At 60.3% G+C, this 16,377-nt stretch carries 15 protein-coding genes; 8 read left to right on the top strand and 7 right to left on the bottom strand.

Translation table 11 applies throughout. The features are described 5' to 3' along the window. Positions 1 to 268 precede the first annotated feature (268 nt). A complete protein-coding gene (locus tag ACIOYV_RS00650) occupies positions 269 to 4,066 on the top strand; it encodes a CheR family methyltransferase (RefSeq protein ID WP_401319929.1) in 3,798 nt (1,265 codons plus the stop codon). Positions 4,067 to 4,647: 581 nt separating this feature from the next. On the opposite strand, the gene ACIOYV_RS00645 is transcribed toward ACIOYV_RS00650, so the two are convergent. The 4 genes from ACIOYV_RS00645 to ACIOYV_RS00630 all read right to left on the bottom strand — a co-directional run bounded on the left by ACIOYV_RS00645 (position 4,648) and on the right by ACIOYV_RS00630 (position 8,990). Next, positions 4,648 to 5,226, bottom strand: a complete 579-nt coding sequence (locus ACIOYV_RS00645) for a DUF4337 domain-containing protein (protein ID WP_054054553.1) — start codon at positions 5,224 to 5,226, stop codon at positions 4,648 to 4,650. A 90-nt stretch (positions 5,227 to 5,316) separates the two neighbouring features. After that, positions 5,317 to 6,333 (bottom strand): DUF2955 domain-containing protein, encoded by a 1,017-nt coding sequence (locus ACIOYV_RS00640; protein ID WP_401319926.1) that lies wholly within the window; start codon positions 6,331 to 6,333, stop codon positions 5,317 to 5,319. Then, on the bottom strand, positions 6,323 to 7,462 hold the full coding sequence (locus ACIOYV_RS00635) for an HlyD family secretion protein (protein WP_401319924.1): 1,140 nt from the start codon (positions 7,460 to 7,462) through the stop codon (positions 6,323 to 6,325). The genes ACIOYV_RS00640 and ACIOYV_RS00635 overlap by 11 nt, the downstream gene beginning before the upstream one ends. Beyond that, a complete protein-coding gene (locus ACIOYV_RS00630; RefSeq protein WP_401322533.1) occupies positions 7,455 to 8,990 on the bottom strand; it encodes an efflux transporter outer membrane subunit in 1,536 nt (511 codons plus the stop codon). Before ACIOYV_RS00630 ends, ACIOYV_RS00635 begins: the two co-directional genes overlap by 8 nt. Before the next feature lie 173 nt (positions 8,991 to 9,163). Between ACIOYV_RS00630 and ACIOYV_RS00625 the strand changes: the two genes are divergently transcribed. Both ACIOYV_RS00625 and yghX read left to right on the top strand, forming a co-directional pair. Beyond that, positions 9,164 to 9,664, top strand: a complete 501-nt coding sequence (locus tag ACIOYV_RS00625) for a transporter suffix domain-containing protein (protein ID WP_401319922.1) — start codon at positions 9,164 to 9,166, stop codon at positions 9,662 to 9,664. A 36-nt stretch (positions 9,665 to 9,700) separates the two neighbouring features. Then, the gene (gene yghX, locus ACIOYV_RS00620; RefSeq protein WP_401319919.1) at positions 9,701 to 10,609 is read left to right on the top strand and encodes a YghX family hydrolase; all 909 of its coding nucleotides are present in this window, start codon (positions 9,701 to 9,703) and stop codon (positions 10,607 to 10,609) included. Here yghX and ACIOYV_RS00615 read toward each other — a convergent pair. Continuing rightward, positions 10,597 to 10,830: a hypothetical protein gene (locus tag ACIOYV_RS00615; RefSeq protein WP_401319916.1), complete on the bottom strand. Its 234-nt coding sequence runs from the start codon at positions 10,828 to 10,830 to the stop codon at positions 10,597 to 10,599. The two genes, yghX and ACIOYV_RS00615, sit on opposite strands and share 13 nt — an antisense overlap. A 315-nt stretch (positions 10,831 to 11,145) precedes the next feature. Here ACIOYV_RS00615 and ACIOYV_RS00610 point away from each other — a divergent pair, with 315 nt between their 5' ends. From ACIOYV_RS00610 to ACIOYV_RS00590, 5 genes are all read left to right on the top strand, one after another. Continuing rightward, positions 11,146 to 11,334, top strand: coding sequence for a DUF1843 domain-containing protein (locus ACIOYV_RS00610; RefSeq protein ID WP_054054566.1), 189 nt, complete (start codon positions 11,146 to 11,148; stop codon positions 11,332 to 11,334). Between the two features lie 38 nt (positions 11,335 to 11,372). Continuing rightward, complete coding sequence (locus tag ACIOYV_RS00605; protein ID WP_401319913.1) at positions 11,373 to 12,014, top strand: DUF1842 domain-containing protein; 642 nt, start codon at positions 11,373 to 11,375, stop codon at positions 12,012 to 12,014. Positions 12,015 to 12,068: 54 nt separating this feature from the next. Beyond that, positions 12,069 to 12,650, top strand: coding sequence for a DUF1842 domain-containing protein (locus ACIOYV_RS00600; protein WP_401319910.1), 582 nt, complete (start codon positions 12,069 to 12,071; stop codon positions 12,648 to 12,650). A gap of 102 nt (positions 12,651 to 12,752) precedes the next feature. Then, positions 12,753 to 14,216, top strand: a complete 1,464-nt coding sequence (locus ACIOYV_RS00595) for a GDL motif peptide-associated radical SAM/SPASM maturase (RefSeq protein WP_401319908.1) — start codon at positions 12,753 to 12,755, stop codon at positions 14,214 to 14,216. Between the two features lie 169 nt (positions 14,217 to 14,385). Next, positions 14,386 to 15,174 (top strand): alpha/beta hydrolase, encoded by a 789-nt coding sequence (locus ACIOYV_RS00590; protein WP_401319905.1) that lies wholly within the window; start codon positions 14,386 to 14,388, stop codon positions 15,172 to 15,174. On the opposite strand, the gene ACIOYV_RS00585 is transcribed toward ACIOYV_RS00590, so the two are convergent. Further along, positions 15,169 to 15,531 carry a hypothetical protein gene (locus ACIOYV_RS00585; RefSeq protein ID WP_401319903.1) on the bottom strand — a complete coding sequence of 121 codons (363 nt, stop codon included), beginning with the start codon at positions 15,529 to 15,531 and terminating at the stop codon, positions 15,169 to 15,171. The genes ACIOYV_RS00590 and ACIOYV_RS00585 overlap by 6 nt on opposite strands. A gap of 201 nt (positions 15,532 to 15,732) precedes the next feature. Beyond that, entirely contained in the window at positions 15,733 to 16,362 is a 630-nt protein-coding gene (locus ACIOYV_RS00580) for a PQQ-binding-like beta-propeller repeat protein (RefSeq protein ID WP_401319901.1), read from the bottom strand. Positions 16,363 to 16,377 lie beyond the last annotated feature (15 nt).

Raw genomic sequence — 16,377 nt, 5'->3', positions numbered from 1 at the left:
CGGGAACCCTCCCCCGGCGCCAATGATTACTTGATAATCGACTAAGCTTAAAAGACTGAGCCCGTACACTTGGCACATCAATTGGTCCACTCAGTCCCCCCGAACAAACGTCCACCCGTATCCCGTATAGAATGCTAAATTTCTCCGCCATCCGGTTCGCGTTGATTTAATACAAGTAATTGATCGCGTCCTGCTATTGATTCACGAAGCAGGCACAAGCCTATTTATTTTATAGCGGCGTCAGGACGTCGCTTTCTAAGGCACATGCATGACAACTTCATCCGACCCAAAGTCCACCGTTGCCGATTCACCGCCGCATCCCTTTCACCCACTCGATTTTGGTGTCGTGGGTATTGGCGCGTCCGCCGGTGGACTGCAAGCGATCAAGTTGTTTTTCGACAACATGCCCCAGGACAACGGCATGGCGTTCGTGATCATTCTTCACCTGTCGCCGGATCACGAAAGCATTGCCGACAAGATCATCCAGGAATCGACACAGATGCCGGTCCTGCAGGTCACCGAAACGGTGCCCATCGAACGTAATCATGTGTATGTGATTTCTCCGGCGCACCGGCTGACCATGAATGACGGTTACCTTGAGGTCAGCCCGTCCGACCCGCGCCTGGGTCGAACCTCGGCCATCGATCTGTTCTTCCGTAACCTGGCGGATGTGCACCGTGAACGGGCCTTTTGCCTGGTGTTGTCCGGCACTGGCTCCGATGGCGCTGTCGGTTTGTCGCGAATCAAGGAACAGGGCGGCGTGACCCTGGCCCAGGCACCGGAAGACGCCGAGTTCGACGGCATGCCCCGGGCCGCCATCGAAACGCAAATGGTCGACCTGATTTTGCCAGTGGTGGAAATGCCGCAAAAGCTGCTGGAGTTGTGGCGCAATGCGAAAGCCATCACCCTGCCGACGGCCAACGATCCCGACCTGCAAAGCTTCGCCTCGGTCAACGAGCGAGAAGCTGCGACCGCCGAACAATTGCTGCACAGCATCCTGATCCAGTTGCGCGCCGGCACCGGCCATGACTTCAAGCACTACAAGCGCGCCACCGTGCTGCGTCGCATCGAACGGCGGATGCAGGTCACGGCGCAGCCCGACCTGGCCGCTTATTACCACTACCTGCAAAACAGCCCCGAAGAAACCAAGGCACTGTTGGCCGACATGCTGATCGGCGTGACCAACTTCTTCCGCGACCGCGAGGCCTTTGAAGCGCTGGAACGGGACGTGGTGCCGCAACTGGTCAGCGCTGCCATCTCGGCCCATCCCGACAAAGAAGAAATCCGCGTCTGGTCGGCGGGTTGCTCCACAGGCGAGGAAGTCTACAGCCTGGCCATGCTGCTCAGCGATCAGATGCAACTGGACGCTAGTCAGGCCACGTTGCAGTTGTTCGCCACCGACATCGACGAGCGCGCCATCAGCGTCGGTCGCAGCGGGCTGTACCCGCAAGCGATCATCACCGATGTGCCGCCGACCCGACTGCGGCACTACTTCAGCAAGGAAGACCTGCACTATCGGATTCGCAAAGAGCTGCGCGAAAAGGTCTTGTTTGCCAAGCACAGCCTGTTGTCCGATCCACCGTTCTCGCACATGGACCTGATCGTCTGTCGCAATCTGCTGATTTATCTGGATCGCGAGGTCCAGCGCGAGATCCTGCAAATGTTCCACTTTGCCCTGCGTCCCGGCGGCTTCCTGTTCCTCGGCACCTCCGAGAGCGCGGACGCCTGCCATGACCTGTTTGCCCCAGTGGACAAGCGCAACCGGATCTTCCGGGCCAAGACCGGCGCCGGCAACAGCCGCCGTCCCCCAGCGATGCCCCGTGGAGGCTACGTGCGCACCGACATTTCCCAACCGGCCCCGCAGAGCAGTGCACCGCGCAAACTGTCGTTTGCCGACATCCATCAACGCGCCCTGGAACACTCCGCACCGCCGAGCATGATCGTCGACGCGAATGCCGACATCCTGCACATGAGCGAAAGTTCGGGGCGTTTCCTGCGGCACGTCGGCGGCGAGCTGTCACGCAATTTGCTGACCCTGATTATTCCGGAGCTGCGCCTGGAAGTGCGCACCACGCTGTTCCAGGCGCAACAAAGCAGCCAGGTGGTGAAGTCCCGCGCGGTGATCATCAAGCGTGAGGATCGCAGCTTTAAAGTCGACCTTTTGGCCCACCCTTACCGCGACGAAGAATCGGACAGCGAGTTCGTCCTGGTTATTTTCGAGGAAGTCGAAGTCGACGCTGCCGACGTTGCCACCGGTATCGCGCTGCAATCGGAAAACCAGGTGCTTTCCAACCTTGAACGGGAACTGCAACGCACCAAATTGCAGTTGCAGGACACCATCGAACAATCGGAAGTCTCCAGCGAAGAGCTCAAGGCTTCCAACGAAGAAATGCAGGCAATCAACGAAGAACTGCGCTCGGCCACCGAAGAGCTGGAAACCAGCAAGGAAGAGCTGCAGTCGATCAACGAAGAGTTGTTGACCGTCAACTTCGAACTGAAAACCAAAGTCGAAGAAACCGACAAGATCAACGACTACCTGACCAACCTGATCGCCTCTACCGACATCGCCACGGTGTTCGTCGACAGCAAACTGCGCATCAAGTGGTTCACGCCCCGGGCTACCGACATCTTCAGCATGTTGCCGGTGGACACCGGACGCTCGTTGCTCGACATCACCCATCGCCTCGACTACGAAGACCTGGCGGGTGACGCGGCGCTGGTGTTCGAGTCCTTGAACATGATCGAGCGTGAAGTCAGCAGCACCGACAACCGCTGGTACATCGCGCGGATCCTGCCCTACCGCTCCAGCGAAAATCACATCGACGGCACGGTGCTGACCTTCATCGACATCACCAAGCGCCGCGCCGCCGAAGAAGAGCTGCGCATGGGCCAGGAACGCATGCGCCTGCACGACGAGCAAAACCAGGAACTGTCCGACATCAAGAGCAGCAACCACTTGAAGGACGAGTTCTTCGCGGTAATGTCCCATGAGCTCAAGCACCCGCTGAACCTGATCCAGCTCAACGCCGAATTGCTGCGGCGCCTGCCCGTTATCAAATCCGCGACCCCGGCGGAAAAAGCCGTCAGTACCATTTGCGAGGCGGTCAGCAGCCAGGCGCGGATCATTGACGATTTGCTCGATGTCGCCCGGGTGCGCACCGGCAAGCTGCGGCTCAAACGCAGCGCCGTGGATCTGAACCGGATGCTGCAAGACGTCTATCAGGTGGTGACGAATGACAACCCGGACGTCGACATGTCGGTGCAAATGCCAGAACTCCTGGTGATCGATGCCGACCCGACCCGGGTGGAACAAATTGTCTGGAACCTGGTGAACAACGCCCTGAAGTTCACGCCCACCAGCGGCAAGATTCAGCTGGTCACCGCCCGCGTTGGCGGCATGGCGCGACTGGATGTGCGCGACAGCGGCGTGGGCCTGAGCGCTGAGAGCCTGCATCAGGTATTTGACCTGTTCGGCCAGGCCGCCAATCAGCATGCAACCCATCAACGGGATGGCCTGGGTATCGGCCTGTCGCTGGTACGCCAGTTGACCGAAGCGCATGGCGGCAGTGTCGAGGTGCAATCCGCCGGGTTGGGCCAGGGTTGTACCTTTACCGTCCTGCTGCCCTTGAGACAGCCCCATGACTTGGTGGCGCCATCGACGCAGACCGGCGAACAGTCCGGGCGTCTTGCCGGGCTCACGGTGTTGCTGGTGGATGACTCTCGGGACGTGCTGGACACCCTGAAAATTCTGCTGGAAATGGAAGACGCCCGAGTCATCGACTTCACCGAGCCACGCCAGGCGCTGAAAGCCGCCCAGACCGGTCGATACGACGTGGTGGTGTCCGACGTGGGCATGCCGGGCATGAGCGGCCATGACCTGATGCGCGCCTTGCGAGAACTGCCGCATATCAAACAAGTCCCGGCCATCGCCCTGACCGGCTACGGCGCCGAAAGCGACATCGAGAAAACCCGCAAATCCGGCTTCGACCGGCATCTGGGCAAACCGGTCTCGTATGACGCGCTGATCGAGACCATTGAAGAGCTGCGGCAGATACGGGGGGATTGATCTCCCCCACTAGGGTTTGGCGTCGTACACACCATTTCCATCCGCCACAGATCCCCTGTCGGAGCGAGCTTGCTCGCGAAGGCGGTGGGTCAGTCAATATCACTGTTGAATGGTAAATAGCTATCGCGAGCAAGCTCGCTCCCACAGTAGTTATGTGTCGCACACACCATTTCCACCCACCACAGATTAACTGTGGGAGCGAGCCTGCTCGCGAAGGCGGTGGGTCAGTCAACAATGATGTTGAATGGTAAATAGCTTTCGCGAGCAAGCCCGCTCCCACAGTGGTTATGTGTTGTACACAACATCTCCATCCACCACAGATTACCTGTGGGAGCGAGCCTGCTCGCGATGGCGGTGGGTCAGTCGATATCAATGTTGAATGGTAAATAGCATTCGCGAGCAAGCTCGCTCCCACAGTGGTTTTGGGTCGTACACAACATCTCCATCCACCACAGATTACCTGTGGGAGCGGGCTTGCTCGCGAAGGCGGTGGGTCAGTCAATATCAATGTTGAAGGGTAGATAGCTTTCGCGAGCAGGCTCGCTCCCACAGGGATTGGTGTGTGCAATCAGATGGGTGCTTTACAAATGCAACCACGCCAGTGTGCCCAACACCACACTGGCACCCGCCGCGGTGTAGGCGACTTTTTTCAGCCATTCCTTGCGGGTCAGCAAGGTGATTGCTGCCAGGGAAATTGCGATCTGGATCGCGGTCATCGCTTGGGCCCAGCGGTGATGCTGATGCAGGGCCTGTTCTGACTTTTCATCCCACACCCGCACCTCTTCTTCCAGCGCTTCGGCCTTCTTGCGCACGACTTCCTTTTCTTTTTTATAGCGCTCGGCTTCGGCAGCGTAGTGCGCAGCATCGATCCCGGGGATATGGGTCGCCAACTCGGACAAGTTCTGCCGACTGGATTTGGCCTGGTAGTAATTCCACTGGTTAGACGCTTCGGTTTTCTCGATGGCGGCGTTGTTCTTGTCCATCGCCGCTTCGCTCTCCGTGGAGCCCGCCTGATAGCTGAGCAGCGCACCGATGGTGGCCATGATCGCGGTCATCACCGCGATTTTGCTGGCGAAGTTATCACCGGTGCCATGCGCGTGATGCGTGACGTGTTCGACATGATGTTCGTGAGGGCTGGGGACTTCGAACGCTTCAGACATGGCTTTGACTTCAGGGGTTGGACGAGTGCCGAAGTGTAAGGCCAGCCCTCGTCCAAAGCGCTGCCCACCGCAGAGCCGTTCAGCCTGGGTTCAGGCTGGGCTCACCCGGCGTTGTTCCAGCAGATGCACCATCAGCCAGGCATACAACGTCACCGCGATAAACAGCCCCATGCGCACGGCGAACGCGGTGTAGACATCCTTGCCAGCGGCGCTGTCCTGCACCGATTGGCCGAGCAGGATAATCAGCGTGATCAGCGTATTCAGCCAGAACCCCGGACTGAAACGGGTCGGGCTCAGCGCATAGAGTTTGCGCGCCAGCACCAGGCCGAACAGCAGCATCCACAGGAAGAACATCCACAGGTGCACAAACAGGCTCAACGCACACCAGAACAGGATCGCCAACACACCGCCCAACAGCGTAGAACCAATCAACTCGCGACCGGCATTGCGCGCGGTGGTCGTGGAACTCTGCTGCCCCAGGCTGACGGCTTTGAGGATGATCGGCAGATAGCTCGCCGGATCGATCAACGCCAGCAGGAACGCCGGCAACACGATCAGCGTGGCGCGCAACGCCACTCGATCAACCTCCTCGGCAGGAAGCATCGGGGGCACAGGTGACGGCGGCGCATTGGCCGGTTCGGGAAACAGCCCATGACTCAAGATCACCACCAACACGGCGAGCAGCAACCCTTTGACCAGCGCACCAATCACCAGCAGCGCCAAGTCAAAACTCGCGGTCCCTGCCGCAGAAATCATGGTCAGGCCGATCACCAGAAAGGTCACGATCAGGTTATTCCCGCCGCGCAGGCCAAAGCGAAACACCAGGAACAAGCCAACGCCAATCAGCAACAACCCACTGACCGGGTAATGCCCCAGCAGCGGAATCAGCAACAGACCGATGCCAGTGGTGAGCGTCGCCACCAGCGCCAGCACCACCCCGGCCTTGAACGGCAGTGGCCGATTGAGCGTGGCCAAAAACAGCAGCGCCAGCACCGGCGAAAGAAAAGGAATCGGCAACGCCAGGCCGAAACTCGTGGCCAGGCACAGCGCCGTGCCGGTGGCCAGCCGCAGTGAACGCTGATCCCGGGGCGTGCGATTAGTAGGCATACGACAGCCAGCTCATCAGGCGTAAAAACACCCGACCGAGCGGATTCAATGGATTTCCCGAGGCCGGGAACGCCATGACTTCCGCCTGCCCGCCCGCGCGGATGGCGCGACTGTCGCGCAAAGCGTTCAAGGCCTCTTCATCAAACTCGATCACCACTGGAAAACGCTGGGCCGGGCGCAGCCAGTCGCGGCTGTTCTGCACGCTCGGCAAGGTGCCGGGCGTGGTGGTCTGGCCGACACTCACGCCATAGCCGACACTGCGCACCCGGCCGCCGAACACTTCCCCCGGCAATGCATCCAGCACGATGGCCACCGGCGTGTCGGGTTTGACCAGGCCAAGGTTGTTCTCGGTCATGTCGGCACTGATCCACACGTCGTGGATGGCGATCAGGGTCATCACCGGACTGCCCCCGGCAGTGAATTGGCCGACATCGGTGCGCAGGTCGGTGATCAGCCCGGCCGAGCGCGCGCCGATGCGGGTGTTGGCCAAATCCAGTTCAGCCTTTGACAACGCCGTCGCGGCGCTACGCAGCAAGGCGTTTTCCGCCTCGCTACCGCCTTCCTGCTCCTTCGCCCGCAGCACTTCGGCCTCCGCCGCCGCAACCTGGCTGGTGGCCTGTTCGAGATTGGCCCGGGACACTTCCAGCAAGCGTACCGACACGGTGCCTTTATCCGCGCGGTACAAACCTTCCAGCCGCTGACTGTCCTGCCGCGCCCTCAATTCGTTGGCTTGGGCGGAACGCAACGAGGCTTGCGCCGAAGCGATGCCGGCGGTGCTGGCGCCGATCTGGCGGCGGGTCGATTCGAGGTCAGCGCGGGCGCGATCCACGGCGATCTGATACGGCTGCGGGTCGACCTCAAAAAGGATGTCCCCGGCCCGCACGTCCTGGTTGTTGCGCACGTTCACCCGGATCACCCGGCCGGCCACTTCCGATGCGACCGGAATCACGAACGCCCCGACCCGCGCCTGTTGCGTGTAAGGCGTGAAGCGGTCGGCCAGCAAGTACCAGGCGAGGCTGATGAGGATCAGCAGCAACACCCACTTGATGCCTTTTTTCGCCGGGTCGGCAACCGGCGTTGGCGCCTCGGGTGCAGGCGCTTCGACGGAGGGCTGCGCGGCTTCACTCATGCTTGTTCACCTTGTCGAGCTGGGGAAAGACTGGCGGCGTGGCGGCGGGCTCATCGAGCAAGTCGCCCCAGTCGGTGCGTTTTTCCATTTGCTTTTGCGTGGCGCGATCAACGATCGGTTGCGCGGCGTACCAACCACCGCCGAGGGCCTTGTACAGGGCGATCAGATTGCTCACCGCGTTGCTGCGGCTGACCAGGTAGTTGTCCTGTTGTTCGAGCAGCGCCCGTTGCGCATCCAGCACTCGCTGAAAGTCGGAGAAGCCTTCGGTGTATTGCGCCCGCGCCAGCACCAGTGAGCGCTTGGCCGCGACCTCGGCCTGGCGCAGGATGCGTTCGCGCTCCAAAGATTTGCTCAGGCCGCCGGCGGCATCGTCGGCCTCCCGGGCGGCCTGGCGCACGGTGTCGCGATAGGACTCGATCAGTTGTTGCAAACGCGCATCCTGCACCCGCACGTTATTGCTGATCTGGCCGTGATCGAACAGGTTCCAGCGCAGGCTCGGGCCGCCGACAAAGTCCAGATTGTTCGGCGTACCGCCCACAGAAGTGGCGGTCCAGACGATGCTGCCGAGCAGGGTCAGCGACGGATAGAAATCACTGACGGCCACGCCGATCAACGCCGACTGGGCAGCGACATTCAACTCGGCGGCGCGCACATCCGGGCGACGCAGCAGCAGATTGGCCGGCACATCACGCAGCACCGCGCAGTCCAGCAGCGGGATCAGCTCCTCGTTTTCAGTGACCTGCGGCAGTTCGCCCGGCGCCTGCCCGGTCAGCACCGACAAGGCGTTGCGGGTTCGATGCAACTGGTCTTCAAGGTTGGGGATGCTCGCCAGCGTGCCGAGGTATTGGGTCTTGGCCTGTTGCAGGTCGAGTTCGGCGGTCTGGCCACTGTTGAACAGCTTGCGCGTGATCTCCAGGCTGCGCTTTTGCTGCTGGGTATTGTCCCGCGCCACGCGCAATCGCGCTTCAGTGGTGCGCATGGAAAAGTAGGTGTCCGCCACTTGCGCGCGTAGCAGCACCAGCACGTCTTCATAGTTGGCCTGGGCCGCGAAGTAACTGGCATCCGAGGACTCGATGGCGCGACTGAAACGCCCCCAGAAATCCAGTTCCCAACCGACGTCGAAGCCTTCGCTGAATTGCCAGAAACGGCTGTTCTTCGGGTTGCTGCCGCTGTACTGGCGGCGCTCCGCATACAGCAGATCGACATTGGCCTGCTGCAATTGCGGATAACGCCCGGCCTGGGCGATGCCCAATTGCGCCCGGGCTTCGATCACCCGCAGACCGGCGATTTTCAGGCTGGAGTTGTGGGCATCCGCGTCGGTGATCAACTGGTCGAGCACCGGGTCATTGAAGACCTGCCACCACTGGCGCAGGTCCGGGCTGTCGCCCCGCTCACTGGCTTTCTCCAGCGCCGGGGTGCTCCAGTGTTTGACCCATTCCTCGCCCGGCGGCTGGAAGTCCGGTCCGACGCGCGCGCAGCCGCTGAAGCCGAGCACCAGCAGCAAAAGCGGCCCCGACCGGATCAGCATGGCGGCACGTGAATGCATAGGGTTTTTCCCCGGCCAAGGAAGATGACTGGAGCATAGCCGGCCCTATGAAAGGCGAGCGTTGCAAAACGCAGACTTGCTCACAGTCGCGAGTCAGCTGCTACGCTTTTCAAGTGCTCGCAAAACAACGGCAATCCATCAAAGGTGCGACCCTCATGACCACCCAACCCCACTCGGCCGGCTGGCGCTTCAAACTGGGCATCGTGATTCTCTGCCTGATGCTGGGCTCGTGGCTGATGGTGCCGCTCGCCGCTGCGGTCGGGGTGCCGGGCTCGAAAGTCGCGGCGCTGACCGGAGTGCTGTTTATCAGCAATAAAGTGCTGCTGATCCTGGTGATCGCGGTGATGGGCAAGGCCGGGTTCCAGCAGTTGAAGCGCAGCGTGTTCGGCTACGTGACTTCACTGGCGCCCAGCGCAGATGCCGAAGTGGGCCCGGTTCGCCATCGAATCGGACTCGTCATGTTTTGCGTGCCGCTGATCGCGGCGTTTCTTGAACCCTATGTCGACAATATCTGGCCGGGGCTGCGGCCAAACCTCTGGCAGGTGCAATTGCTGGGCGATCTCATGTTGATCGGCAGCTTCTTCGTGCTGGGCGGCAACTTCTGGGACAAGGTGCGCGCGTTGTTCATCCGCACCGCCAAGGTCGCGAATGCCTAGGCGCTCTTTACGAATGAACCGACAGGAAACTGGCCAATGACCCGCCTGACCGCAAAAGACTTCGCCCCCGAATTGCTGGAACTCTACGACTATTACGTGCATGGCCAGATCAACCGCCGCGAGTTCCTCGACCGTGCGGCGCTGTTCACTCTGGGTGGTTTGACCGCCTCCGCCCTGCTCGCCGCCCTGAGCCCGAATTACGCCTTGGCCGAGCAAGTGGCATTCACCGACCCGGACATCCTCGCCGAGTACATCACCTACCCGTCACCCAAGGGCAACGGCCAGGTGCGCGGTTATCTGGTGCGCCCGGCGAAAGCCACCGGCAAGTTGCCGGCGGTGGTGGTCGTGCATGAAAACCGTGGGCTCAACCCGTATATCGAAGACGTCGCCCGGCGCCTGGCCAAGGCTGGTTTCATCGCCCTCGCCCCGGATGGCCTGACCTCGGTGGGCGGCTACCCCGGCAACGATGACAAGGGTCGCGAACTGCAACTGACCGTTGACCCGGAAAAACTCATGAATGATTTTTTCGCCGCCATCGAGTGGCTGATGAGTCATGCGGCGGGCACCGGCAAAGTCGGGATTACCGGTTTCTGCTATGGCGGTGGCGTGGTCAATGCGGCGGCCGTGGCCTACCCGGAACTGGGCGCGGCAGTGTCGTTTTATGGTCGCCAACCCGAGGCCAAGGATGTGCCGCGCATCAAGGCACCGTTGATGCTGCATTACGGCGAACTGGACACCCGCATCAACGAAGGTTGGCCAGCCTTCGAGCAGGCGTTGAAAGCGTCGGGCAAGACCTATGAAGCCTACATCTACCCCGGCGCGAACCACGGCTTTCATAACGACTCCACGCCTCGCTACGATGAAGCCGCCGCCAAACTTGCCTGGAGCCGCACGCTGGACTGGTTCAAGCGCTATCTGGCGATGAATGAAGGTCAGGCGGTCTGAGCGTTAGCGGCCTGCCTGGCGATCTCGATGCCCCACTCCATCGCGGCCTCCATATCCAGCAGATGTGGCGATGGATCGTTGTTCTCCAGAATCACCGTGCCGTCCGGCCGGTAAACCCCGATAAACATCTCCAGCGAGCCGTCCCTCAGGATCTTGGCTTTCACCTCGATTTTGCAGCCGTTGTGCAATGTTTCGGTGTGGATCAGATGGCGCTCGGTCATTTCGTACTCCCGGTTTTGGGTCCTGAACCCCGATCAAATGACAATAAAGTTTAATGCCAAACGTTATATGAACATCTCATTATTAATGGCGATAAAGACACCATTTATATATGAGGAAAAAGCTGAATACGTTTTTATTAATCGCCATTCTTAATATTAATTATGTGATATCCAAACGCATCGCGATTACTAAATACGTATTAAAAATTTAACAGGCATTATGCCTTCATTGGCCATTGCATATTCAAAGAGTCCTGCTTAACTGCAAAAACTGCTGATCGGAGCAGTGTCACACAGACCACGGAAGGAGTCGTTATGAGCAGTTCTTCGTCTCATCCCATCCCCCCGTACGGGGCCGCCATCCATGACGCGATCACGGAAGGCAATCTGCAAAAGATGAAAGCGTTATTGAAACAACGCGACGCAGCCAAAGCTGAACCCAAAGAGCTACAGACCGCCTACGAAAGACTGGCCAAGGAAGTTACGCGCCAGGAAAAACACTAGCTCTGTTTTCTCCCCTTATTGCAATGGAGGCAATAACCATGTCTGGTTCTAATCAACAGCCTGTCGGCTTGTTCCCGCTCGCCTACCGTATTGGTACTTCGGCACCGGGCGCACAAAGCCTGGCACTTAATCTGCTGGTATTTACCCCTGAAGAAACGGTCAGCGGCACAGCGGCAATCACTCAAGCAACCAACCCGCCGCTGGATGTGCATTCCGATGTCTGGGGCGAATACACCTACCTGACGGTCATGTCGCCGGGGGTCAGCAAAATCCTGATCACCGCACAAGGCAATCAGGGCGGCCCGGGCTCCAATTCCATCGTGAATTTCAAGATCCAACTGGTGGTGGGCACCGACTGGAAAGACGGGGTCGCCAACTACTCCTACCTTGATGGCCAACGCTGGGTCGAAGTGAACAACGTGCCCGCCCATCTCGCCGAAACCGTGCGCTCCAGCGCCTTCCCGCCCCTGGAACCCGGCCCGGTGATTCCACCACAGTCACCCTATCCACCGATCATGCCGCTGTACGCCGCGCCAATTCAAAGCGCCATTGCCAGCGGTGACCTGGCGCAGATGAAAAGCCTGGCCAGCCTGGCCAAACAGCAACTGGATCAGCAGCCACAACTGCAAAGTGCTCTGGAAGACGCCAAGGGCGAAATCAGTCGGCTGGAACGCCGCTGACCCGGCCACTCAATGTGCCTGGCTTGTCCTGAAAACACTTAAGGGAGTTGCACCATGTCTATCGGACTTTTTCACACACGCCTCAACGTCAGCAATCATCTGCTCGGCGCCCCGGTCCTGACCCTCGACCTGCTGGTGGATACGGTTAAAAAGAAAGTCAGCGGGGTTGCCAGCCTCGTTCAAACCACCCATCCGCCCGTGCACTTTCATGCTCGGGTGTGGGGTGCGTATTCCGAGGTCAAACTGATTCCGACGGCCGAGAGCCACATCATTTTGACCCTGGATGGCAGCCCGAGCGGCCCGCTCAGCCAGATTGCCCAGACCTTTCATTTGAGGGGCATTCTCGGTGCCGACTGGATCAGCGGTTTTGTCGACTATCGGTACTACGAGCAGGGTATCTGGCATGAGATCAAACACGCCGCCGTCAGCCCGGCCCCCATCGTTATCACCCCGGAGCACCCGCACCACGCCCAGCCGCTGTACGCCGTCGCGGTACAACAGGCGCAAGCCAGTGGTGATCTGGCGCAGTTGAAATCGGTGGTGAACAAGGGCGAACAGCAACTGGCTCACAGCGGTGCCCTGCGCGGTGCGCTGGAGCAGTTGAACGCGGAAATTGCGCGTCTGGAAGCGCGCTAACCGTCAGTGAAGTGATTGGAGTGATCCGTGGCGAGGGCGTGCTCCCTCGCCACAACTACGATGGATTCGTGCCGCGCACATGTCGGTGCGCAAGGATTTCCCATGTCAGACAATCGCCCTGCCCGCTACCTCAGTGAAACCGACCTCAAGCGCTACGTGCCGGTGCATGTGGTCTGGGAAATCACCCTGGCCTGCGACCTCAAATGCCTGCATTGCGGCTCCCGCGCCGGGCACCGCCGACCCGACGAATTGAACACCCGGGAATGCCTCGACGTCATTGATTCCCTGGCGGCGCTCGGCACCCGCGAGATCACTCTGATTGGCGGCGAAGCCTATCTGCGCAAGGACTGGACCCGACTGATCCAGGCCATCCACGACCACGGCATGTATTGCGCGATCCAGACCGGTGGCCGCAACCTCACGCCAGCAAAAATGCAGGCCGCAGTGGACGCCGGGCTCAATGGCGTCGGGGTCTCGCTGGACGGACTGGCGCCGCTGCACGATGCGGTGCGCAACGTGCCCGGCTCATTCGACAAAGCCGTGGACACCCTGCGCCGCGCCAAACAGTCCGGGCTGGCAGTGAGCGTCAACACCCAGATCGGCGCCGCCACCCTGGCCGACTTGCCCGAACTGATGAACCTGATCATCGACCTCGGCGCCACCCACTGGCAGATCCAGTTGACCGTCGCCATGGGCAACGCCGTGGATCATCCGGAACTGTTGCTGCAACCCTATCAACTGCTCGAAGTAATGCCGTTGCTCGCGCGCCTGTACCGCGAAGGCGTCGATCGCGGCCTGCTGATGAACGTGGGCAACAACATCGGCTACTACGGCCCGTATGAACATATGTGGCGCGGTTTCGGCGACGAACGCGTGCACTGGAGTGGCTGCGCCGCCGGGCAAACCGTGCTGGCGCTGGAGGCCGATGGCACGGTGAAAGGCTGCCCGTCGCTGGCCACCGTCGGTTTCTCCGGCGGCAACGTGCGCAACATGAGCCTGCACGACATCTGGCACTACAGCGAAGGCATGCACTTCGGTCGCCTGCGCTCGGTCGATGACCTGTGGGGCTACTGCCGCAGCTGCTACTACAACGACGTCTGCCGTGGCGGTTGCACCTGGACTTCGCACTCGTTGCTCGGCAAACCCGGCAACAATCCCTACTGCCATTATCGGGCGCTGGACCTGCAAAAACGCGGGCTGCGCGAACGGATTGTCAAACTGGAGGACGCGGCGCAGAAGTCATTCGCGATGGGGCGTTTTGACTTGATCACCGAGCGTATCGAGACCGGCGAAACGGTGAGTAGCGTCAGTGACAGTGGTGAGGTGATCAAACTGGCCTGGGCGAATCAGGGCCAGAAATCGCCGGATGAAGGCCGCGTGCCGACGCAACTGGCGCTGTGCCGTGGGTGTTTGCAGTACATCCATCAACACGAAGCGACTTGCCCGCATTGTGCGGCGGATGTGGCGGCTGCGGAGGCGCTGCACCAAGTGGATCGGGCGCGGCAGCAGGGGATCATGAATACGCTGACGGGGTTGTTGGGGTTGCCGCAAAACACCCTGATGTAGCAATTCAAAATGTGGGAGCTGGCTTGCTCGCGAAGGCGGTGTGACAGACAACATGGATGTTGGATGTGATGACCTCTTCGCGAGCAGGCTCGCTCCCACAGGGGTTTGTGTGGTGATCCGCTTTCCGGACTAGACTCGACAGTGATCAGCGACAAGCCCCGAGCAGTCAATGCCACCCAGAAAAATCAGCCGAATGCCACGAACCCTGGTGTACATCCTCGTAGCGCTCGCAGCCGTTTACCTGCTGCTGTGCCTGGCGCTGTTCGTGTTTCAACGCGCCTTGATCTACTTCCCGCAACCCAGCGCCCACGCCACAGCGGACACGGTGCTCAAACTCTCGGTGGCCGACGCGGATTTGCAGGTATCCATAAGGCCCCACGACGGCCCCAAGGCGTTGATCTACTTTGGCGGCAATGCCGAAGATGTCTCGCAAAACCTGCCTTCGTTTTCTGATGCGTTCCCGGATCAGGCGATCTACCTGCTGCATTACCGGGGCTACGGTGGCAGTTCCGGCTCGCCTTCCGAAGAGGCCATCGCGCGCGATGCCCTGGACCTGTTTGACCGGGTTTACGCCGAACACCCACAGGTGACGGTGATCGGTCGCAGCCTCGGCACCGGCGTCGCCATTCGCCTCGCCAGCCAACGCCCGGCGGCGCGGCTGATCCTGATCACGCCCTACAACAGCCTGCTGGAACTCGCCGTTCGCCAGTACCCGGTTTTTCCGGTGAAGTGGTTGTTGAAGGATACGTTTGACTCAGGCAAATACGCCGAACACATCAGCGTACCGACGCTCTTGATCGCCGCTGAAAACGACGAAGTGATCCCGCGTTCGAGCACGGATCGGCTCTATGGGCATTTCAATCCGGGCATGGCGTCGATGAAGGTCATCGCAAGGGTCGGACACAACTCAATTTCCGAGAGCCCCGAGTACCTCAAGTTGATAGGCGCCGGGCTATGACTTTCCTCGCGCCAAGCGTTGCACCCAGTTCCCGCCGTTGACTCGCTGGCATTGCTCTTCGGAGTCGAACTGCACATGGGCGGCTACCGGGCTGACGAGCACCTCTGCTTCGGTTAAAGCGAACGTGGTCAGCTCGACCATGCGCTCGCCCTGCCCGTTGGCCAATGCCTGATTTTTCTCGGCTTCGGTATTGAAGACCCAGATCACCCGCAGGCTGGAGGGGAATCTGGCGTAGTCGACTTCGTGGGTCAGCCAGCTGAAACCGATGATTTCGGCTTTGGCGGTTTCACAGGCTTCGGTCAGGGTCGCGACGAGGCGGCGTTCGATGTGGGCTTGTTCGCGTTTGCTTGAAGCCATGGGGTGGTCCTTGTGGCTGGCGAGGGAAAGCACCAATCATACGTTATCGTTCCGAGTCTTTCGTTGTCGTGGCGGGCCTCATCGCGAGCAAGCTCGCTCCCACAGGGGACCGCGTTCTCTCGGAAGAAATGCGGTCGAATGTGGGAGCGAGCTTGCTCGCGATGAGGCCCTAACAGTCTCCGAAAAATTATCGACCTAAGCTCATCTCGGCCGCCGCACCGCCCTCACCTTTCCACTGCCACCACCACCGCAAAAGAACTGATCGCCGCCATCCGATTCCAGCCCCGAAACACCCACACCCGCCGGCATTTTCACGCTCTGCAAGACCTCGCCAGTGGTCGGGTCAACCCGCCGCAATTCGCTCTCATCGCCTTCCCAGGTGCCATGCCACAACGCGCCCTCGACCCAGGTCACGCCGGTGACAAAACGGTTGGACTCAATGGTGCGCAGGATCGCGCCGGTCTCAGGGTCGATCTGATGAATCTTGCGGTCGCGGTACTCGCCCACCCACAGCGTCCCTTCCGCCCAGGTCAGGCCCGAATCGCTGTTGCCGGGCGCAGGAATGGTGTGCAGCACGCGGCCGGTCTTGGGGTCGATTTTCTGGATGCGATCGGCGGCGATCTGGAATAAATGCTCGCCATCGAACGCAGTGCCGGCATCGGCGCTGACGTCGATGGAGCGCAAGGTCTGGCCGCTGGCCGGATCGAGGGCGTTGAGTTTTTCGCCGCTGGCGAACCAGACACGCTGGCCGTCCCAGGTCACGCCATGCACGGCATCGACACCGGCAAAGGGGCCATATTCACGGAGTATTTCAGCTGTTGAGTTTTTCATGATCGCTTCCTCAGT

Source organism: Pseudomonas sp. NPDC087342, from assembly GCF_044744265.1.
GTDB classification, from domain to species: domain Bacteria; phylum Pseudomonadota; class Gammaproteobacteria; order Pseudomonadales; family Pseudomonadaceae; genus Aquipseudomonas; species Aquipseudomonas nunensis.
This window is presented reverse-complemented; position numbering and strand designations above follow the sequence as displayed.